The sequence below is a fragment of the Streptomyces sp. NPDC001222 genome (genome assembly GCF_042896945.1).
GTDB classification, from domain to species: Bacteria; Actinomycetota; Actinomycetes; order Streptomycetales; family Streptomycetaceae; genus Streptomyces; species Streptomyces gibsoniae.
The window spans coordinates 38810-59787 of record NZ_JBIAXT010000027.1 but is presented as its reverse complement, the minus strand read 5'-3'; the positions used below and the strand labels follow the sequence as shown (position 1 = coordinate 59787).

Here is a 20978-nt window from a genome sequence, read left to right as displayed (position 1 = left end):
TCCACCACCCCAGAAAGACCCCGACGCGTGCCCGCCACACCACCACCCGACGGCCCCTACGACACCACCTCCCTGCGCGCCGCCGCCGTACGCCGCCTACTGCGCCTGCGTAATGCCGAACGCCTGACCCACTACGACGTGCGTACCGTCGCCGCCGCCTTCACCGTCCACTGGCGCACCGTGCGCCGCTGGATGGACAACGCCACCACCCACAACGGCACCTACACCCCCCAAGGCCGCCGCCACTTCACCCTCACCCCGGCCATGCACGAAGCCCTGGCCCGATGGAACGGCAACGCGGCAGCCACCTACCGCGAACTCGTCGACGACGGCATTTTCGGAAGCCCACCCCGCGTATCCCAGGCAACCTTCTACCGCGCTGTAGACCGGGAACTCACGCCTGGCCAGCGCGCCGCCCTCAGAGGGGGCGAAGCCGCCCGCCGCCGACACGACGTGCACGCCTTGCGCCCGCACGGCAACCGCAACGACGTCTGGGAGACGGACCACGTCGAAGCCAGCGTCTTCGTCAACGTCGACGGCCGCCGCCGCAAACCCTGGATCACCTGGTTCATCGACCACACCACCGCCGTCATCTGCGGGCTGGCCATCACCCCCCACCAGCCCAGCCAGGACGCCATCCTGGCCGCCGCCCGCGACGCCATCCTCTGCACGGATCATCACCGGCCCTTCGGCGGCATCCCCCGCAAGATCCGCACCGACCGCGGCCGCGACTTCCTGGGCAAGTGCGTGGACGAGGCGTTCAAAAAGTTCGGCACCGAACTGATCGTCCTGCCGCCCTACAGCCCCCACCTCAAAGGCACAGTCGAAGCCATCAACGGCGCCGCCAAGCACATGCTGTTCAAAGGACTGCCCGGCTACGCCCACACCCCCCGAAGCCGCCGCGACCGCCGCGGCCAGCCCCTGTGGGCCCTTCACGAACTCCTCGACTACGAAACCTTCATCACCATCGTCCTCGACTGGGTGGACTGGTGGAACAACGACCACACCATCGCCCGCCTCCACCGGCGCACCCCCGCCCAGGCCTGGCACGCCGACCTCACCCCCATCGACACCCTCGACCCCGCAGACCTGCACACCTACACCGTCACCGACGCCGGCCCACCCCGGAAGATCACCAGCAAGGGCGTCCGCTGGAAAAGCGCCTACTACGTCGGCGACTGGATGCACGGCCACTCAAGCGCCGGCGAGATGGTCCGCCTGCGCCACGAACCCCACCACTACCACCGCGTCGAGCTCTACGACGCCGACACCCTCACCTACCGCGGCCCCGCCTTCCGCAGCGACGAAATGAGCCCCCGCCAAGCCCGTGCACTGCACAACGCCCGCCGACGTGAAGCCGACCGCTACGCCGCCAAAGCCCGCCGAGCACGCAAAAACGCCACACCCCGCTACGCCGCCACCAGCGTCGCCGCCGCGCCCGAACCCCTCAACCGGCTCACCGCCAGCCAGGCAGCCGCCCAGCTACGCCAGTTGCAGACACCGGAAGGTCACCTGCACGCCGAGGCCCGGCCCGACCTCCTCAACCGGCCCCAGCCCGACTCCGCCCGCTGGACCAAGCCCCGGCCCGGCCCCAAACCCCAGGACACCGAGTGACCCACCCGACGACCACACCCGAGAACCAGCCGACCGCCGGCCCCAACTACCACTACATGGGTCTACCCGGCGCCCGCGCCATGCTGACCCAGGCCAGCGCAGAGACCTACGCCAACCTTGTCACCACCCTCAACGCCGACGCCGGCAAGGGCGCCATCATGTGCGTCCACGGCGGCGTCGGCCTGGGCAAGACCTTCGCCGTCAACAGCCACCTCGACGACCTCGCCCCCCACACCACCCTGCGCATCAAAGTCGGCTCCGCCAAAATCCAGGCCCTGCGCGCCGCCCTGTACAAAAAGCTCGACCTGCCCGGCGAGACCCCCCTTAACAGCACCCGCTGCGAAACCATCCTCAAGGAAGCCCTGTCGGAAACCCCGCGCGTCCTGGTCGTCGACGAAGCCCAGTGGCTCGACACCCGGGCCTTCGAATTCATCCGCGAGCTCTGGGACGACGAAGACACCCGCCTCGCCGTCGTCCTGGTCGGCGCCGAAACCTGCTACCAGAAGATCAAAAACCGTCCGGCGCTGGACTCCCGCATCCTCGTCTGGCAGCGCTACAAGCCCCTCACCCCGGCCGAAGTCCTCACCGTCATCCCCGAATACCACCCGCTGTGGGCGGACGTACCCACCGACGAACTGCTGTGGATCGACGACGTCGCCTGCCACGGCAACTTCCGCCAGTGGGCCAAAATCACCTACCTGCTCCGGGAACAGCACGGCGGCCCCGGCTCGATGGGGGCCGGAAGCACGGGGCCGACGAACCCGCCCACTCCACACGGCGCGGCCGCACCGCTCCCTCCCTACAGCCGGGACCTCATGCGCGCCGTCCTCAGCCGCCTCGACCCCACCCAACGTCACACCGACTGAAGCGCTGCCCCGGCGTCTGGGCGCATCTAGCCCGCGGTGAGATCGCCGGAGAGGCTGATCTCGATGGGGCGTTTGAGTTTGCTGCCGTATTTCCAGTCCAGGACGCCGTCGTGCTGGAGGCGTCCGACGACGATGCCCGGGGCGATGCCGGCCCGGCGGGCGAAGGCTGTGATGTTGGTGAAGGGCATGGGGCGCTGGGCGAGTTGCTTGTAGGCGGCCGCATGCTCGGGGGGGATGAGGGTTTCCCTGGCAAATGCGTCGGCTTCCTCCTCGCTGCGGTCTCCTTCGGGGGTCGTGTCGTCGTCGCGGTTTGTGTTGTCGATGAAGGTGAGGCGTTTGCCGTGCAGTAGGACATGGCCGAGCTCGTGGAAGACGGTGAACCAGAAGTGGTCGTCCTTCTTGAACCGGCCGCTGAGGGCGACTCCGACCTTTTCCGGGGTGAGCCATCGGGTGACGCCGGAGACGCGGCTGTTGGGGGGTGCGGCAACGAACACCACCGCGACGCCGGCCTGGGCGCACAGGCGCGGGATTTCGGTGCGCCAGACGGCGGGTTCCTCGACGGTCAGGGCGCGTAGCTGGGGAAGTAGCTCAAGCAGGGCCGCACGGTCGTAGGGTGCGCAGGGGATTTTGCGTGCTCTGAGTTCGGCCTGGCGCAGCCAGACGGCGGTGGCGTAGTCGTCGGGCGTGAGGACGGTGGAGCGCCGGAAGGCGGTCCGGTAGCTGCCCCACACGTTCTCCGCGACCTCGGGGTCGGCGACACCGAAGAACGCCAGCAGACGCTCGAGATTGTCCACCGTCCGTTCTTTGGTCGGCAGGATGCCCCGCTTGACCAGCTCCTGCAGGGAGAAGCGGTCGAGCCAGTCGAGGCGGTGGCTGAGAGCTTCACGGCTCTGGGTGCGGCTGACGTGGGTGCGCCAGGCGGCCTCCATCTGGTTCCACAGCGAAGCCGGGATTCCAACGGCCCGCTCCAGCAGAAGGGCAGTCTCGGGGGTGAGGACGGCGCTGCCCTGGACGATCTGGTTGATGTGCTTGGTCGACAGTCCGGTGCGGCGGGCGAGGTCCGCCTGGGGGATGCCGAGGGCGTCGAGCTGTTCTTTCAGCGTGTCGCCCGGAGGCAGGACTTCATCCGGTGCGAACGGGTGCGGGGCGGAGGGCGGAGTCACGTGAGTGCCTCTCGGTCGGCGAGGCTGCGGGGCGGGCCTGGTGGCGGGGTCAGGGGCGGTGGATCGCTGCGACGATCACAGCGCGTACGGCGTGCTCGTTCAGGGTGCCGTCGTCGAGGGTGTCGGGCGGGTCGTCGCGCGGGCGGACCACGAGATCGCCGTGATCACCAAGCGACACCAGCAGAGTGAAGCAGTCCCCGTTGGCTGCGGGCCGCAGCCGCGCGGCCGCAATGTGCCGCAGGTCAGCCAGGTGGTGGGCGGCCGACATCTGGCCAAGACGCCGGAGCAGGGTGGTCGCTCCGTCGGGGCCTAAACGGTCCCTGCGGGCAGGGCCGCTGTTGCAGACACGGGCGAGCTCGGCGTCCTCGAAGACGATCTCCACCAGCGACCTCAGAATCCTTTTCCGTGTACCTACTGCTTCCATGCTATCCTCCCGATCAAGGTTCACAAGATTTCATGCACCTGCTGGGTAAATGAAACTGTGGAGTAGGGTGTGGCCTGTGTTACCGCCGGCCACCGCTGGAGATCTGGAGGACAGCCCATGGCAGGCAAGAGCAGCGCATCCAACGGCAAGCGGGGCCGCAGCGCCATCACGGGCCGGTTCGTGAAGCAGGCCACCGTGAAGCGGCACCCGAAGACGACGACCAATGAGAGCGCCGGCAAGGGCGGCAGGAAGAAGTAGGCGGCCATGCCCCTCGCGGCCGACCTCGCATTGTCAGTGGTGTGAGGCAAGCTCGGCAGGCCGATGCAGTCACAACCAGGATCGGAGGGCCCGATGGCTCACCTCAAGCAGCAGTTCAAGGATGCGCTGAGCTCCATCGAGCCCGGCGACGACAAGACCAACGCGCCAGAGGCGCATCGCCTCGTCCGTGACGCCCTCAAGGCTGACTCCAAGCTCGCCGAGTACGGCGTCAGCCCGATCCTGATCGGCTCCTACAAGCGCAACGTGTCGATCCGGAGGATCAAGGACGTCGACGTGTTCGTGCGCCTGCCCGATGTTCCGAGCGACGTCACGTCGACGGACATCCTCGACAGGTTTTTCAAGGTCCTGCATGCGGAGTTCGGCACCAACGCCGACGGGCACCGGCGCACCAAGCGGCAGGACCGTAGCCTGCAGGTCTCCTTCCCGGAGTACGACCTCTACGTCGACGCGGTGCCCGCCCGCCCCTACGGCGACGGAACGTGGGAGATCCCGCAAAAGGGCGACAAGAACGAGTGGGTGCGCACCAACCCCGACGGGCTGACGGACCTGTCGAGCACGATGAACGCGGACCACGACGAGTACTACGTACCGACCGTCAAACTGCTTCGTCAGACGCGTCGCGCCCTGCTCGGCACGAAGAAGCCCGGCGGATTCTTCATCGAGATGGCCGCCTACCAGGCGTTCGCCTCAGGCGCAGTCTCGGGCAACGACCAGGCGGAGTACTACGTCAGCGCACTCCGGGAGGTCAGCAAGATCATAGATAACTTCGTGACCTACGGCATCGCAGTGACCGACCCGACACTGCCCGGGCACACCATCCGCATCCGCGCGACCGACGACGAACTGGACACCGCGCGTACGCGGTTCACCGACGCCGCAGCGTCGGCAGAAGCTGCGCTCGACGAGGAGGACGCGGGCGAGGCCGCGCTGGCGTTCCAGAAACTGTTGGGAACGAACGGCGATGGAGACACGGTCTTCCCGATGCCCCCCGGCTTCAACGAGGACGGCAGCAAGAAGGCATCCGCGATCTCGCCCGGCGCCCGCGTCGTTCCTGCCGGCAAGAGGACCTTCGGGTGACCCCTGTCAGCTTCGACGAGTATGTCGCCTACGCGCGGCAGCACTTCGAGGAAGGCCTGATCCGCGCCGGGTTCAGCGAGGTTGAAGCAAGATGGGAAGGGCCGGTCCCGCACTCGGCGGTCACGACCCGCGTCGTGATCGACCTGCCGCCCCGTTTCCCGTTTCTGCCGCCGAGAGTGGCGCCGGTCGAGCACGACGCGGTGCCCTGGTCCTGGCACCGCGACCCGGACGGCGGTCTGTGCTTGGTCGCTGAAGATGATCATGAAGGGTTGTGGTGGACGGAGGCACCGGCGTTCCTGGAACACGTCACAGCATGGTTCGAGCGCGCGGACATCGGCTGGACGGGCGATCGGCCCGACCTCGACCTCGACCGGTACTTCCAGCCGTCCGCGGACCGGCGCCTTTATCTCTACGACGACCTCGGCCAGTACCTCAACCGCTCCGTCCGCTTCAGCCCGTCCAGCAACAACACGATGCGGATCAGGCACGGCAGCCGCCCCAGGAAGGCCCTTGAGTACAGCAAGGACCGCTTCGGGTATGTAGCCGACCTCGGCGAGGTGGACGTGCCGCCGCGAACCTGGGCAGACATCTCCGCCCGGCTCGGCTCGAACACGGAGCTAGACCGCGGAATTCGTCAGCAGTCGTTCGCAGTTGTCGTGCTGATCTACCGACGCGGCACCCACGAGGGCGCGATCGTGCTGGACGTAGCGTCCACGAAGGAGGGCGGCACGGCCGTCACACGTCTGCGCTCGGGCGCAGACACCGAGGCAGCCCGGTCCGCTCGTGCAGGCGTCTTCGCCCCCGCACTGCGTGAATCCAGGGTCGCGGTCGTCGGCGTCGGCGCTTTGGGATCGTTCATCGCCGACATGCTGGTGCGCTCCGGTGTCCGTTACCTCACTCTCATCGACGACGATGTCGTCATGCCGGGAAACCTCGTCCGCCACCTCGTGGGCCCCGACACGGTCGGGCTGCCGAAAGTCGAAGCGGTCAAGCGACACCTCGTCAGGCAGGACGAGGTGCTGGCCAGCGGCATCGGCATCATCAATGGCGCGCTTACCTCGGGCGCCGACGCGGTTGACCATCTGCGGAACCACGACCTCGTCGTGAACGCCACCGCCGACTTCGCCACCACGGCGCTCCTGCACGTAAGCGCCCGGACAGTAGGCACACGGGTCCTGTCCGCGGCGCTTCAAAACGACGGCAGGACCTATCGCATCGACGTACTGCCACCGCTCGGCGATGCCGCACCGCTACCGCCTTCGACGACCAGAGCCGACACCGAGGCACCGCTACTGTTCGAAACAGGCTGCGGAAGCCCTATCTCCCCAACGCCGCCCCACGCGGTGATCGAGGCAGCAGCGGCAACCGTCCGCCACGCCATCGGCCTCCTCGTGGAGCGTCCTCTCCATCCTGCTGGGGAGACGCGCCACCTCCACTCCGCATCACAAGGGAGCCACCAGTGACCCGGCCGGCACCACGGATCGAGCTGCGCCAGGAGGCATACGAGGCCATCGCGTCCGCGACCGCCCGGCAGCTGCCGCGGGAAACGGGTGGCATCCTCCTCGGCTACCGGGAAGACGCCAACCTCGCTGTCACTCATGCCCTCGTGGTCGACGGACAAGGAGCGTCCACCCACAGGTACGTGCGCGATGACGTCAGGGCGAACGCGCTCCTCGCAGAGTTCCTTGCAGAGCGAGCGGATGACGATCCAACCGGCTACGTCGGCGAGTGGCACAGCCATCCGGCACCGTCCGGACCGAGCTCGATAGATGTTGCTGCGATGCGGGCAACAGCCCGGGAGCACGACGGCCCGATCGCACTCCTCGTTTACGCTCCCGGCGGGGCGGATCCCTTCTCCGGACTGATCGTGCGGCGCCAACGATGGGGACGTGTCACCAGCAAGGCAGCAACGGTCCTTCCGCCACCACAGAGATTCGAGGCGCTGGGGCCACTGCCCGAGGATGCGGTTCGGCGTGACGGCGCGGTGTTCATCTCCTACCGGCAGTCGGATGGCTCCCCGCAGGCCGATTCGATCGAGAGCTTGCTCAGGGCCGCCGGTCTCGTCGTGTGGAGAGACCGTACCGACCTGCGCCCAGGCACGACGACCGATCGTCTCGAACAAGCCCTGACCACAGGGCTTTCAGCAGCCGTGCTCGTCGTGACACCGGAGATCGTCCACAGCGACATCGTCCGAGAACGTGAGCTGCCTCGGCTGCTTCAACTGGACGAGGACCCCGCCTTCAGTCTGTGCATCGCGAATAAGATCGCCAGAGCGGGAAGCAATACACAGTGCGACTACGAGGCACCGGACCGACTCCTGAGACTCGCTCCCTCTCGGACCCTCGCCGACAAGAAGCAAAGCAACATGCTGCAGCCGTCCGGCGAGAGCGAGATCGTGCGGGACCTGCTGATGCACCGAGTCGAACAACGTAAGTCCGCCATCCGCAGCGAGAACCGCGCCTTCACGATCCGAGTACAGACCCGCCCCGCACCCTTCGCCATGGACGCGGGCGAGGACGACCTGCACATCCGCATCAGATCCGCCGGCGACGGACGTCTGCCCTCGCGCGAGGGACTCACACTCCTGCAGACCACGCTGCCCCTGATCAGCGACGCCGTGTACGCAGCCGATGCGAAAGCGGTACGCGTCTCCGGCGGAGCTCACCTGTCGGTAGCTCTGGCCTTGGGAGCCGCCCTGCCCGAGACCAAGATCGGCAATGTCGAGGTGGTCGATGCCCATGGCGCTCTGTGGACGTCCACAGAAGCTGGTGACGACCCGCTGACCAGCGAACTTCATACGCAACCAGTTGACCTCGAACAAGCGGATACGTGCGACAGCCACGACCGCATCGCGATCTTCATCAGCCTGACTGCCGCTCCAGATCGGACCGCCTTCGAGCAGCTCCTGCACGAGTCCAGCGACCGCTTCGCGGCGGCCGCCGTAGTCTCCGTCGTCGGCGAAGACCGACTCGACCCGCGCGAGGCCGCACGCCTCAGCGCGGCTGCCGCGCAACAGATCAAAGCGCTGGCCGCACGCAGCGGCCGTGCGGAGGTGCATCTCGCTTTCCACGGCCCGTACACGATGGCCTTACTCGTAGGGCGATACCTCAACACGCTGCGTACCGTCGTCTACGAGTGGGACGGCGCGACCCCTGGGAGGCCCCGCTACACCCCAGCTCTCGTGCTTGAGCCAGGTGTGACCGGCGGACCGATCACCCAGGTCCTGCTCGGCCAATAGGCGCGGCGATACACGCGCAGCGTGCCGACCGGTCTCGCTCCGGCGCGCACAAAAGAACCAGCGACCGAGCGCGAGAGCCCGCCAACCTCGGATGTCTCCATAACAACAGGGCCAGCAGAAGTCCTTACACCAGGTCGACGGGGGAGAGGCCGGGGCCGGCCGGTCTGAACCGGTCCGGTGCCCAGGCCGCGACGGGCGGCAGCGGCGGGGTGCCGCCGGTGGCACGGAACGCCTCGCGCGGGCCGACGATGTGCTCCTGGCCCAGGCGATGGGAGAGCAGAGTGTCGTCGAGAAGGTTGACCAACCCGTCCTGACCGCCGTGACGCCCCGACAGACGACTGCAGTGCGCCGCCTGGGCCACCCTGAGCCTCCCCTCGTAGCGTGGAGCCGTGACAGCAGGGGAAGCCGTGGGGACTGCTCAGCAGCCGGTTGGCCGCGTTCGTTGAGGGAGGACCCCCACCCACGTGGGGAAGAACCAGGTGGTGACGCCGCCGGTGGTGCGGCCGTGGATAGACCCCTTACGTGGGGATGGCCCCTTGCTGACCTGCGAGGCCGACTTTATCGATAGAGAGTTTTACTCGTGTGGTCCGGGCGGCCGTCAGCAGTGCCTTCTGCCGGAGGGCAAGGCGGAGCACGCGAATAGGGCTGAACAGGCGGGTCGGCCACCGGCAGTGGCGTTGTTGGACGAGCCGCACCTCTCGGGTGGCAGCTTGCCCCGGCGGCTATGGACGCGGACTGGTTAGTGGCTGTTGTCGGTGAGGGTTCCGCGATGCACGAGCTCGTCGGCGGTGCAGCCGCGTCGCTGTGCCATCGCGTGGAAGGTTTCCCGCTCGCGTTGCCAGGACAGGGCCCGGTCGGCTGCCGTCTGACGAATGTACTCATCAGCGGACAGGCCCAGAGCAGCAGAGTGGGCGGCGATCGCTTCTCGCTCCGCAGACGTGAATGTCATTGTGTGGCCTCCTTTGGCCCGGTGGGCCTGCTGCTCGGCGGGGAGCCGGGCGTTAGCCCCGCGCAGGTCATGACGCTACCCGTTGTGCGGGCTTCAGCCCGCGCTCGGTGCGGGGCGGGGTGGGTGTTGATCCATGAGAGGCCGCCGAGGTCGAGGTGGTGGCGGGCGCGGGTGACGGCGACGTAGGCGAGGCGGGCGTCGGTGTCGCTGACGGGTTCCGGGATGGGGCGTCCTTGGGCGTCGTGCTGGTCGGTGTCCTTGGGCGGGGGGAAGTCGTCGGCGATTTTGACGGTGGGCCATTCGCGGCCCTTGGCGGTGTGGGCGGTGGAGACGGTGACGTCGGCGTGCTGTTCGTCGGTGAGCTGGTCGACGGCGGTGAGGATGGCGTCGGGTCCGTGGGTGTCGACGAGGTCGACGAAGGGCTGAAGGTCGCGTCCTGCGGGGTCGTGGGCGGCGTAGTCCTGCAGTTCGCCCCAGGAGGCGAAGAGCACGAGCTCGGGGTGGGAGGTGCGGCGGCCGTCTTTGAGGTCGCGGGCCGCGAGAGCGAGCGCGGCCAGCTGCTGTCCTCCGCGGGTGAGCGCGACGCGGTGGCCGGCGGAGAGCAGGCGCATGACTTCGGCCATGGCGCCGATGTTGGTGCGGCACAGCACTGCGTCCGGCCGGTCGAGGCTGCCGACCTCGGTGGGGATGGTGTCGCTGCCGGTCAGGCGGATGGGGGCGTCGGCGAGGGTAAGCCACCGGTTGGCCTCTTCGGCGATCAGGGGGCCGAAGCGGAAGGAGCGGGTCAGGGTCAGAGGGGTGGCCTCGAAGCCGGTCATCACGTCCCGGGCGCCGCGCCAGCCGTAGATGGCCTGGGCGGAGTCGCCGACCATGACGAGCTGTGCGTGGTCGCGCTGGGCGGCGAAGACCTCCTCGAGGACCGGGTTGGTGTCCTGGGCCTCGTCGAGGAAGAGGAAGTCCGCTTCGATGGTGGGTGCGGTGAGGGCCCACATCTTGAGGTAGTGGTCGTGTTCGAAACGGACCACCCCCTGGTCGGGATTGTGCAGGTCGGCCCAGGCATTGGTTGCGAACGGCAGTACCACGTCGGCGAGTCGGGCATGGTCGCCGGGTGTGTCCAGGCCGCGCAGTGGTGGCACGTGGTGGCGGGTCAGGGTGCGGTCGGCGGAGTGGCAGTAGCGGGTGACCGTGCGCAGCACGGTGTGGGAGAGCGCGCGGGGGCCGATCTCGTGAGCGCCGATGCGGACCGGACGCGTGATGCCGAGTGCCTGGCCGGTCTTCCACGCGGGCTGGCGGGGGCTGTTGAGCCGGCGGTTGTAGCGGTGACCGACGGCAGCGAAGGCTGTGGCGTGGGCGGTCTTGCACAGCACCGTGCGAGGGAAGCGACCGACGGCGTCCTGGGCGATGCTCTTGTTGAAGGCGAGGTAGCGGCCGCGGCGGTGGGTTCCGGCCGCGAGGAGCCCGAGGGTGCTGGTCTTCCCCGTCCCGGCGCCGGCCTGCAGGACGAGATGGTGACCGGCCCGGAAAACGTCTACGGCGTGCGCCTGTTCGTCGGTGGGCGTGTGCAACAAGAACTCCGCGAAAGAGAAAAAGCGTTGGAAGGGGGGAAAGAGCGATAAGCAAGGGCTGTGGTGGTAGCTGCCATACCGGCAAGGTGCAGCGCCCGGGATGGGCTCACCGCGCTGCCGGGATGCAGTGGTGATGCCGGCTGTGCAGGATTCGGGTCGCGCAGCCCAGGACTTCTTCGACGGTGGGGTGGGCGGGCAGGCTCTCTCGAGCCGGTTCGCCAGGCGCCGAGCGCGTTCCTGCTCATGCTGGGCACGGTCCGCGGCCACGCACCGGCTGCACTGTCATCAGTCGGGTATGGTCCGCGTTCGCGGCCGTCCGGACGCTTGCCCGGGCTTGCCGAGCTCGGTGCGGGTGGCGGGCCTTGGTGGGGTGAGCTCGAGGGCGTGGAAGGGCGTCATGGGCGGGCTGCCTCGCGTGTCCTGCCGGTGGGGCCTGGGCGTCGGGTGCGGGTGGGCAGGCGGTTGTGGATGTGCTCGTGGTGGGCCAGAGGGTCGAAGGGTTCCCAGTCGGCCACTGCCAAGTCGGCGGCGGTGGGGATGGCGGCGTGCTGCGGGCAGCGTTGGGTGCGCCAGCGTAGTTGCTCGGCGTACGGGATGGCGCTGAGGTCGTAGACGGCCATGACCACGGCGGGCAGGGCCAGTTGGCCGCTCGTTGCGGTGGCCGGGACCAGCGTCCAGGCGCCGACCGGGGTATCGGGGGAGAGCAGGGTGCTGGTGCAGCGGTGACGGCGCCGGGTCTGGGCGATGCACTGGATCTCGTCCACCGGGCGGGCGGCGAGGTAGCGCACGTACAGCATCTGCACGACGGGGCGGGCCGGGCGGCAGGCTGCCGAGTTCTTCCGTTGGGGTGCCGGGCTGTCCGGGGAGGCCGGGCAAGGGGTGAAGGCGCCGGCGTCGATGAGACGGCGGGTGTTCACGGCGAGCGACCGGCGCAGCCCGGTCAGCTCGGGCGGGGTCGGGGGAGCGGTGCGGGCGGGACAGATGACGGCGTGCGGCAGGCGGCACCAGCTGCTGCCGTCTCCACCGGGGCAGGCGACACCGGAGCTGACGTGCCAGCGGCACACGGCGGGCACCCGGGAAGCCGGAAGTTCGTGCGGATGAAGGCGGACGGGCCGCTGAGCGCCGCGGTGGTACCACTCGATCCGGTTGCCGCACTCGCGGCACCGGTCGCCCTGACCGCAGCGCAGCAGCCGGCTGACGCCGTCGGGGGAGACGTGCAGGGAACGGCGCACGCGGTGGGCGAGGGGGCTGCCGTCCCAGCGCCGCGCCGGGGGAGGAGGTGTGGAGCGCATGCGGGCGAACCTGTCAGCCAACACGCCGGATCCGCGGCAGCAGCTCTGCCGGATCGCCCGGTCAGCCTCATACCGTGAGACTGGAGTGCGAATGCATGATTGCGCGTTCGAGCGGGTCTCGCCGGTTCGGGTGATCTGCGACAGGCGCCCGTGCGAGGAGTCAGTCCTGGGCCGGGCCAGGCAGGTCGTGCCCGCGGCACAGGGTGCTGAAGAGCTCGTCGAGCGGGGTGTTAAGGGCGTGGGCGAGGGCGTGCCAGGTCTTCAGCGTGCCGATGGTGCGGCCCTGCTCGATCTCGATGACGGTGCGTCTGGCCAGGCCGCTGCGGGAGGCGAGCTCGTCGTAGCTCCACCCGCGCGCGGCCCGCAGGCGCGCGAGTTCGAACCGCAGCGCCGTGAGGTCCGGATCGGGCGGCAAGATCGTCACCCGTCCATCCGACGGTGCAGACCCCTGCACTGCCAGTGCATACCTCTGCCCTATTTTCCCAGGTGACGGCGCCCGCAGCAGGGCAGAGGTCTGCACTACGGTTAGTGGCCGCCCACCCAAGAACGGGACCGGCGCGGACGTGACAAGGAGGAACACGCGCCCATGAGGCTGCGCCCAGCATGTCCGACGACACCACGCGCCTGGACCGTGGAACTGCGCCCGCACGCCGGCGGGCTTGCTCTCGTATGCCGGCAATGCCCGCACGGCAGCGGGCAGATCACCGCAGCCTCCGCCCGCGCGGCCGCCCTTGCCCACCTCGCACGGCACGCACGCGGCGATCTTCGTCCTCCGCATCTACGGATCTGCCAATGTCATGAACGCGGCTGCCCCTGGCACCCCCGCCACCGTGGCTGCGCTGGCCCCATCCACCTCCTCCTCGCACGCGAAAGGGGCGGACGACTATGGCGGCTCACCGATGCCTGCAGCGCCTGTGCCGCAGCGACAGCACAGGCCGCCGTAGTGCCCGACACCGTCCTCACTCACGCATCGCTGCACCCCACAACCGCCCGTCGGCACAGACGCCGCCCCCAAGGGCCCGGCGAACAGACCCGGGTACGCGAAATCCTCAGCTACCTGGCCGCCGCCCTCCCGCCGGGCACTTCGGCCGCCGCACGCCTGCTCGCGCTGCAGTGCGCGCTCCGCATGAACACCAAAATGCACATCCGGCTTCCCAACGGCGTGCTGCGCAGCCTCCGCCTCAACGCCGTCCAGGACCCGTGGCGCGAGCTGGAGCACGCGCGATGGCTACGCATCATCCCCGCGACCGCGGCCAACGAGGTTGTTGCCGAACTGCTTGACGCCACGCTGCTCGGCCAAGCTCCAGCCCGCCCCGACCGACGGCAGGCCGCGGACTGGGCCCTGCGCGCCGGCTCCTCCCCTGCAGCATGGGTTAGTGGGCCGCTGCCTCGGCTGGCGAGCGTGTATCTCGCGGCGCACACGGATCCGGATTCCGGCACTGGCTTGGGCGAGTTCGACCGGATGGGGCGTACCTGCGGCCTCCAGGCTCTGCAACTGCCTAGCGCGCTTGATCAGCTGGTGGCAACAGGGCTGCTGGAGGCGTGGCGGCTCTGTCCGGACTCTGGAGACTTGCAGTGGACCGTCGCAAGCGGCACGGGAGTCCGCGTTGGCGACCGTAGACGGGAAGCGGCCCGAGAAAACCCGCGTGGGCCGGGTGGCTCTGAATGTGCCACGGCTGGCGCGGCGGGCCAGCCCCTGTGAAGTGCGACTGCGCCGCGTACCACGCCGACGTGTGGTGGAGGTGCCCGCTCCTGGACCCGCGCCTTCTGGCCACTTGGCTGCCACGGACTGATTCGGTGACGGGAGGCAGAGACGCGGAGCCTCGTTTTCCGGGCGCTCCCAGCGCGCTGTGTGTGCTTCTTTCACGCCCTTCGTGCGCTCCAACTCGCCCTGTCTGAGGGTGCCTTGTGCTTCGTACGTTGACCTGTTCGCCTTCATGCGGGGCGGCTCCGGCGCGAGACGGGCCGGGTTCGGCAGCCGGTTGGTAAGGGGTGACACGTGGAAGCCATCGCGCGGCAGGCCCGTCGGGAGAAAGTGGCCGCTGAAGCACAGCAGTGGGCCGATGCTCTGGTCGACTTCGGCCCCTACAACACGTTGTTGCACTTCAAGGACACCAAAACGGCGTCGCTGGATGTGACCGACGCGAATGGGCAGGCCCTGACTTCGCTCCTAGCCGGACGCAAAACCCGCCTGGCCGCCTTGTTCCCCGCTGCCGCCGACCATGGTCCTGCTTGCACCCGGGCACGGAGCCTGCGCCGCAGGATGGTCGAACTGGACGAGGAGCAGGGCATCGAGGCCGGGCGCCTGGCTCTTGGGCTGCTGCGCGTCGACCCGCCGCCCACACGCGGCAGCACCCCTGTGCCGGCACTGCGCGCCCCGCTGCTCCTGCAGCCTCTGACCATCCAGCCGCGCACCGCGTCCGAGAACGATTTCGTCCTCGAGACGGCCGGCGAGGCGGAGATCAACCCGGTGCTGCTGTACGCGCTCAGCCGCCAGTACGGCATGGATGGCGACACGGAAGTCCTCGCCGACAAGGTGTCCACTGCACTGGAGGAGTGCGCGGACCCGGCCGACCGCATCCCTCTCGCCTACGAGATCCTCGAGGCCGTTCTCGTCCGCAGCAACCTGACGGCCGAGCTGGAAGAACGCATCGTGGCGGGCGTCTTCAGCTTCGACCGGCTGCCCATGGTCCAGGACCTGCGTGGTGCCACCGACCTGCTGGCCGACCACCCGGTCATCGCCGCCCTGGCCGGCGACCGGGAAGCAAACCGTGCCCTGGCCGAGGCCACCGGCCCGCGCGCTCCAGCCGGCGCCGACGACATCCCGCCCCGCTCGGAGTACCTCGTTCTCGACGCGGACGCCTCCCAGCAAAAAGCCATCAGCGCCGCGCTGGCCGGCTCCCACCTGGTGATCGAGGGACCGCCGGGCACGGGCAAGAGCCAGACCATCGCCAACCTGATCGCCACCTTCGCGGCCCAGGGCAAACGCGTCCTGTTCGTCGCCGAGAAACGCGCCGCGATCGAAGCCGTCACCGACAGCCTCGCCACCGTGGACCTGGACGGACTGGTCTTCGACCTGCACGGCAACAAACTCAGCCGCCGCCAGATCGCCCAGCAACTCCACGACGCCCTCGAGCGGGCAGGCCAGCAGGCTCCGCCCCGCCCGGCCGACCTGCACACCGGCCTGGCCCACTACCGCGACGAAACCCTCCGGCACATACAGGAGTTCCACCAGCCGCTCGATACTTGGCAGGTGAGCCCGCACCAGGCGATCACCCACCTGATGGGCTGCCCGTCCGCCCACCACACCCGCTTGCGTCTGCGCGGCTCCGCGCTGCGCCACCTCCACGGCGAGCACCATCGCCAGATAGAGCAGGATCTGCGGACCTTCGTCGCCAAGAAAGGACTGACCGTCCGCCGCGGCGAATCCCCCTGGTCCCACACCCAGGCCCGCACCGAGGACGAACTGCGCGCCGTGGTGGCCGGCCTCGACCAGCTCACCGGCACAGCACTGAGCGACACCCGCCGCACCCTTGCCCACCTGGTGGACACCGCAGGCCTGCGTCCGGCCGACGACCTCCAGGGATGGCAGGCCCTGCTCACCCTGCTGCAGGACGTCACCGCGACACTGGCCCGCTTCGAAGCAGCCGTCTTCGCCCCCGGCCTGGACGATCTCATCGCCGCCACCGCGAGCCGCGCCTGGCGCAAGGAGCACGACCGGAACATCAGCTGGTTCAGCCGCCGGAAACTGATCAAAAAGGCGCGTGGCCTGACCAAGGACGGTCTGCGCGAACGCCCCGCGCTGCACGCCGCCCTTATCCGGGCCGCCGAGCAGCACGCCCGCTGGCAGGCGCTGTCCGTGACCGGCAATGCGACCCCCTGGACCGTCCCCGGCCTCAACGGCGCCCTTGCAGCCTTCACCGTTCTGCAGAGCCGTCTGGCCGCGATAGCCCTGTGCGTGCGCTGGGACGGCTGGCAGACCGCTCCCGCCGACGACGTAGACAAAACCATTCAGCGCCTCGACGGCGACCGCGACACCCTGCTGCGCATGCCCGAACTCAACCAGCTCACCGACCGCCTCGAAGCGGCCGGGCTTGGTGGCCTCCTCGACGAGCTGGCACACACGGACGCCGACCCCGACACGGCGGTGGCCACCTTCGATTACCTGTGGTGGTCGTCGGTGCTGGAGGAGGCGCACATGCGCTCCGCCTACCTGCGCTCCTTCACCCGCCTCGAACACGACCACGTCGTCGAGCAGTTCCGCCGCAACGACCTCATCCACCGCGACAGCAACCCCGCCCGGGTCCGCTACGAGGTCGCCGTCCGGCTCCGCAAGGTCCGCGACGCCCACCCCGACCAGAACACCCTGGTGCGCACCCAAGCTCGCCGCAAGTCCCGGCACCTCCCGCTGCGCAGGCTCGTCGAGAAGGCCCCTGACGTGCTGATGGCCGCCACGCCGTGCTGGGCCATGTCGCCCCTCGTCGTGAGCCGTGTCCTGCCGGCCACACGCCTGTTCGACGTCGTCATCTTCGACGAGGCCAGCCAGGTCCTGCCGCACGACGCGATGACCTCCATCATGCGCGCCCGGCAGGTCATCGTCGCCGGAGACCCCCACCAACTCCCGCCCACCACCTTCTTCCAGCGTGTCCTCAGCGGCACGCAAGAGGACACCGACGACGACCTCGACGAAGCTGCGCCCCCGGCCGCCTACGAGTCACTGCTGGACCTGCTCTGCAGCCGCCTGCCCCACGTCCTCACCCTGAAATGGCACTACCGCAGCCGCGACGAACGCCTGATCGCCTTCTCCAACCACACCATCTACGACGACCGGCTCGTCACCTTCCCCGGTACCACCCTCACCAGCCCCATCTGCCTCGAGACCGTCGACGGCCACGCCCAGCCTGGCCAGAGCGGCTCCGTGCCCGAGGAAGTCGAACGCGTCGTCGAACTCGCCCTCGACCACGCCACCCACACCCCCCATCTCAGCCTCGGCGTCATCACCATGGGCCAGCGCCACGCCGACCGCATCACCCTCGCGCTGCGCCACGCCCTCCAAGACCACCCCGAACTCCAGGAGTTCTTCAGCCCCGAGGCCGGAGCCCGGCGCCGCTTCTTCACCAAGAACCTCGAACAGGTCCAGGGCGACGAACGCGACGCCATCATCCTCAGCATCGGCTACGGCAAAGCGGCAAGCGGCCGGCTCTCCATGTCCTTCGGCCCGCTCAACAACGACGGCGGAGAGCGCCGCCTGAACGTCGCCATCACCCGCGCCCGCCAGTCGATGACGGTCGTCAGCTCCTTCACCCACCACGACTTCGACCCCGGCAAACTCAAGAACACCCGCAACCGCGGCCCCGAACTGCTGCGCGCCTTCCTCGAGTACTGCTCCCACGGAGGAGACCTCCAGCGCACCGGAACCGCACGCACCGACTGGAACCTCAACGGCTTCGAACAGCAAGTCCTCGCCACCCTCGAAGCCGCCAATGTCCCCGTCACACCGCAGTGGGGTGTGTCCGGCTACCGCATCGACTTCGCCCTCGGCCACCCCGAACGCCCCGGCCAGATGATCCTCGCCGTCGAAACCGACGGTGAGCGCTACCACAGCGCTCCCAGCGCCCGAGACCGCGACCGCCTGCGCCAGGCACACCTGGAACGACTCGGCTGGCGCTTCCACCGCATCTGGGCCGCCGACTGGTTCACCAACCCGAACACCGAAATCGACCGCCTCCTTGCTGTCTGGCGTGACGCCGTACGACAGGCCGACGAAACGCCCGCCGATCCTGCCCCCACGCCCGCCCCGGCAGCACCCCCACCTCCAGCGGCGGCCACACGCTGCCCCCGCCCCGCCCTGCCCACGGCGGACCGCATCGGCGACTACTCCGACACCGACCTGCTGGCCCTGGCGTCCTGGCTGCTGAGCGACGGATTCCAACTCGACCGCGACACCCGCATCAACCAGGCCATCACCGAACTGGGCTTCAAAAAACGCGGCCGCGTCATCGTCGAACGCCTCACCCGCGCCTTCGAACAGGCCCAGCACACGGCAGACAGGGAGACCCCACAGTGAAACCTCTCGATCCCCTCACCCTCGAGCGCGTCGCCCGCCTCATCGCCGACATCGACGGCCCCTTCGAACGCCGGGGCTACCAGCTCACCCAGCTCCTCCAACGCGCCGGCTGGCCCCAGCCCGCCGAGTACGACGGCTCACCCCGCATCCCCTGGCTCACCGACATCCTCACCAGCACCGACGATGTCGCCGCCGTCAGCCGGCTGCTGTGCCGCATCTGCGACCCGCTCGAATACGACGACGGCCTCGCCTCGGCCGACCTCGTCCGCCAGACACTCAACACTCACCTCGCCGCCGAACAACTCACCGTCACCTACGTCTCCGGACGCCCCGTCCTGGGCCAGCCCGGCACCGACGGCCACACCACCGTCTTCACCGTCCCCGACGACCTCGAAGCCCGTATACGGCCCCTCGTCAGCAGTGAAGCCTTCCTCCAGCAGCTCATGGAGCGCGTCACCGAAACCCAGATCTGCGAACAGCACGGCGCCTACGGCCTCACCCTCATCGGCATCGGCAGCTTCGCCGAAGCGTTGCTCCTGGACGTCCTCACCCACCGCGACCCCACTCTGCTGCAGGGCTTCGTCCTGCCCAACGGCAAGCTCGTGCCTCCCGAACGGACCAGCTTCTCCCTGTTGCTCGACACCGCTCGCTCCCGCGGCTGGATCCAGATGGACGCCCATGACTTCATGAAGATCGTCCGTGACTACCGCAACTTCGTCCACCTGCGCCAACAACAAGAACGAGGTGTCACACCCGACCGCGACACCGTCGGCATGTGCTGGGGCCCGGTCCTCGCCGTCCTCAACGACCTCGAGACCAGTCGCTAGGGCTTCGGCTGCGTCGTGTGCACCGCTATGCGTCGAGCGATCAGGCGAATGCGGCGGCCTGGCGAGCCCGCTCAGGGATTGCTGGCCTCCTGCTTGCGGCGTCGGCGCAGTTCGCGCTGGGCCTGGGCGCGGGCGCATTCGCGGGAGCAGTACTTCACTCCGGTGGTGCGGTGCTGGCGGTATGCGGCGCGGCCGCGCTGACGGACGAAGGCGCGGCCGCATCTTTCGTTGGCGCAGTGATGGACGGTGGCGCCTTCGACGAGGTGGTTGTACAGCTGCAGGAACGCCACCGAGTAGACAGTAGGGTAACGGTCGGAGAGATCACCGATGCCGATGCTGAAACGCCCCAGAGCCCGGTTCAACACCTCCTCCAGCGAGGTGAGTTTGGCGTCGATGAGGATCTCCTGCAGCTCCTCGAGCGACTGCGGCCAGGGCTGTTCGCGGTGCCGGGTCTGTGATCGCAGGTCCGTCAGCGTCTCCTCGGTGACGTGCGGTCGGACGAGTTCTTCGAGGCCACCCTCGCGCTGGCAGGCCAGCCATGTCGTGATCGCGTCCTGCGCGGTCCGCACGTAGATGGCCACCAGATCGCGGTGCACACCGAATGGGTAGGGCTGCTGCTCGCTGTCGGCTTCGGGGATGTCCTGCACCTTGTAGTACACCTCCTCGTTATCGAAGGACAGATCGTCCCGGTCGGCGCCGAAGAGGGGTCCGTAGGCCGCCATCATGCGGGCTGCCCCCTCGAGGTCGTCGTCCCGCAGCTCCATCAGCTCGCGCAGGTAGAAGTCCTCGGGCAGCTCCACGGCCGGGCGGTCCTCGAAGGGGACCGGGGTCCACAGGATCCAGTCGCCCTTGACACGCACGTTCTTGATGCGCCGCGTCAGGGGCGGGGCCGGAATGGTGGATCCGGGCCACAGCGTGGGACGAAAACGTGGGTCAACGTACTCCGTCATGGCGGCATCATAGCCGCTACGGTGGTAATACAAAAGAGTGGCACTTCGTACTACGCGAAGAGGCTGCGGACGAGGAGGCACAGCAGTGACCGACTGGCTGGCACGAAAGACCATCGGAGACCAGCACGAACACACCGTCAAAAACGCACTCGAAGCACGCGGCTGGACCGTCCACCCCTGCGGACAGGGCACCTACCCGGCACCCATCCAGCAAGCCCTGCGCCACACACCTTCGGCACTGCGCTACTTCCCCGACCTCATCGCAGCCCGCGGCAGCGAACTCGTCACCATAGACGCCAAATCGCGCATGCCCAGCACCACCTCCCGCAACTACGCCATCTCCCACAAGTGCGCCTTGGCAGGCCTGCAATTCATGGGCGTCCACGCGCCCGTGCCGCTGTACTACGTCCTGGGCGACCTCCATGTCCTGACACCCGCAGAGGTCCTCTACAACAGCTTCCACACCCTCCACCCCACCAACGGCGCCTACCACCTGGTCAGTAGCCAGCGGGCCTTACCCTTCGACGACGTCTTCGGGACCGGCACCACCTACGAGCGCGCTGCCTGACCCCGACAGGCCCCACAGAGCGCCCTTCCTGGAAGCGAGCATCCCGAAAAGTCCGCGTCGGTATCAGAGACCCTTGGCCAACGGGCGACAACACCGTTC

General features: G+C 68.6%; 17 protein-coding genes. 9 read left to right on the top strand and 8 right to left on the bottom strand.

Annotation, left to right across the window (positions count from 1 at the left end):
- Positions 1 to 27: 27 nt before the first annotated feature.
- Positions 28 to 1614, top strand: a complete 1587-nt coding sequence (locus tag ACFY2Z_RS29825; protein WP_390747183.1) for a Mu transposase C-terminal domain-containing protein — start codon at positions 28 to 30, stop codon at positions 1612 to 1614.
- Entirely contained in the window at positions 1611 to 2480 is an 870-nt protein-coding gene (locus tag ACFY2Z_RS29820; protein WP_390747182.1) for an AAA family ATPase, read from the top strand. Before ACFY2Z_RS29825 ends, ACFY2Z_RS29820 begins: the two co-directional genes overlap by 4 nt.
- Before the next feature lie 26 nt (positions 2481 to 2506).
- Here the strand turns inward: ACFY2Z_RS29820 and ACFY2Z_RS29815 are convergent, their stop codons facing one another.
- A complete protein-coding gene (locus ACFY2Z_RS29815; protein ID WP_390747181.1) occupies positions 2507 to 3643 on the bottom strand; it encodes an ImmA/IrrE family metallo-endopeptidase in 1137 nt (378 codons plus the stop codon).
- Positions 3644 to 3692: 49 nt separating this feature from the next.
- Positions 3693 to 4067: a hypothetical protein gene (locus ACFY2Z_RS29810; protein ID WP_234386736.1), complete on the bottom strand. Its 375-nt coding sequence runs from the start codon at positions 4065 to 4067 to the stop codon at positions 3693 to 3695.
- 117 nt (positions 4068 to 4184) lie between these two features.
- On the opposite strand from ACFY2Z_RS29810, the gene ACFY2Z_RS29805 reads away from it, so the two are divergent.
- The 4 genes from ACFY2Z_RS29805 to ACFY2Z_RS29790 all read left to right on the top strand — a co-directional run bounded on the left by ACFY2Z_RS29805 (position 4185) and on the right by ACFY2Z_RS29790 (position 8661).
- The gene (locus tag ACFY2Z_RS29805) at positions 4185 to 4325 is read left to right on the top strand and encodes a hypothetical protein (protein WP_165951458.1); all 141 of its coding nucleotides are present in this window, start codon (positions 4185 to 4187) and stop codon (positions 4323 to 4325) included.
- 93 nt (positions 4326 to 4418) lie between these two features.
- A complete protein-coding gene (locus ACFY2Z_RS29800; RefSeq protein WP_390747180.1) occupies positions 4419 to 5423 on the top strand; it encodes a nucleotidyltransferase in 1005 nt (334 codons plus the stop codon).
- A 134-nt stretch (positions 5424 to 5557) separates the two neighbouring features.
- Positions 5558 to 6886, top strand: a complete 1329-nt coding sequence (locus ACFY2Z_RS29795; protein ID WP_390747179.1) for a HesA/MoeB/ThiF family protein — start codon at positions 5558 to 5560, stop codon at positions 6884 to 6886.
- On the top strand, positions 6883 to 8661 hold the full coding sequence (locus ACFY2Z_RS29790) for an SAVED domain-containing protein (RefSeq protein ID WP_390747178.1): 1779 nt from the start codon (positions 6883 to 6885) through the stop codon (positions 8659 to 8661). The genes ACFY2Z_RS29795 and ACFY2Z_RS29790 overlap by 4 nt, the downstream gene beginning before the upstream one ends.
- Before the next feature lie 124 nt (positions 8662 to 8785).
- Here the strand turns inward: ACFY2Z_RS29790 and ACFY2Z_RS29785 are convergent, their stop codons facing one another.
- From ACFY2Z_RS29785 to ACFY2Z_RS29765, 5 genes are all read right to left on the bottom strand, one after another.
- Entirely contained in the window at positions 8786 to 8965 is a 180-nt protein-coding gene (locus ACFY2Z_RS29785; RefSeq protein WP_390747177.1) for a hypothetical protein, read from the bottom strand.
- 435 nt (positions 8966 to 9400) lie between these two features.
- On the bottom strand, positions 9401 to 9610 hold the full coding sequence (locus ACFY2Z_RS29780) for a hypothetical protein (RefSeq protein WP_390747176.1): 210 nt from the start codon (positions 9608 to 9610) through the stop codon (positions 9401 to 9403).
- Positions 9607 to 11175, bottom strand: coding sequence for a UvrD-helicase domain-containing protein (locus tag ACFY2Z_RS29775; RefSeq protein WP_390747175.1), 1569 nt, complete (start codon positions 11173 to 11175; stop codon positions 9607 to 9609). Before ACFY2Z_RS29775 ends, ACFY2Z_RS29780 begins: the two co-directional genes overlap by 4 nt.
- A 395-nt stretch (positions 11176 to 11570) precedes the next feature.
- Positions 11571 to 12467 carry a DUF6083 domain-containing protein gene (locus ACFY2Z_RS29770; protein WP_390747174.1) on the bottom strand — a complete coding sequence of 299 codons (897 nt, stop codon included), beginning with the start codon at positions 12465 to 12467 and terminating at the stop codon, positions 11571 to 11573.
- Between the two features lie 160 nt (positions 12468 to 12627).
- Positions 12628 to 12891: a helix-turn-helix transcriptional regulator gene (locus ACFY2Z_RS29765; RefSeq protein WP_058846732.1), complete on the bottom strand. Its 264-nt coding sequence runs from the start codon at positions 12889 to 12891 to the stop codon at positions 12628 to 12630.
- 1575 nt (positions 12892 to 14466) lie between these two features.
- Here ACFY2Z_RS29765 and ACFY2Z_RS29760 point away from each other — a divergent pair.
- Both ACFY2Z_RS29760 and ACFY2Z_RS29755 read left to right on the top strand, forming a co-directional pair.
- The gene (locus tag ACFY2Z_RS29760) at positions 14467 to 18534 is read left to right on the top strand and encodes an AAA domain-containing protein (protein WP_390747173.1); all 4068 of its coding nucleotides are present in this window, start codon (positions 14467 to 14469) and stop codon (positions 18532 to 18534) included.
- The gene (locus ACFY2Z_RS29755; RefSeq protein WP_390747172.1) at positions 18531 to 19361 is read left to right on the top strand and encodes a hypothetical protein; all 831 of its coding nucleotides are present in this window, start codon (positions 18531 to 18533) and stop codon (positions 19359 to 19361) included. Before ACFY2Z_RS29760 ends, ACFY2Z_RS29755 begins: the two co-directional genes overlap by 4 nt.
- 71 nt (positions 19362 to 19432) lie before the next feature.
- Here the strand turns inward: ACFY2Z_RS29755 and ACFY2Z_RS29750 are convergent, their stop codons facing one another.
- Positions 19433 to 20311, bottom strand: coding sequence for a hypothetical protein (locus ACFY2Z_RS29750; RefSeq protein WP_229850791.1), 879 nt, complete (start codon positions 20309 to 20311; stop codon positions 19433 to 19435).
- An 85-nt stretch (positions 20312 to 20396) separates the two neighbouring features.
- Between ACFY2Z_RS29750 and ACFY2Z_RS29745 the strand changes: the two genes are divergently transcribed.
- Positions 20397 to 20879, top strand: a complete 483-nt coding sequence (locus ACFY2Z_RS29745) for a hypothetical protein (protein ID WP_390747171.1) — start codon at positions 20397 to 20399, stop codon at positions 20877 to 20879.
- Positions 20880 to 20978 lie beyond the last annotated feature (99 nt).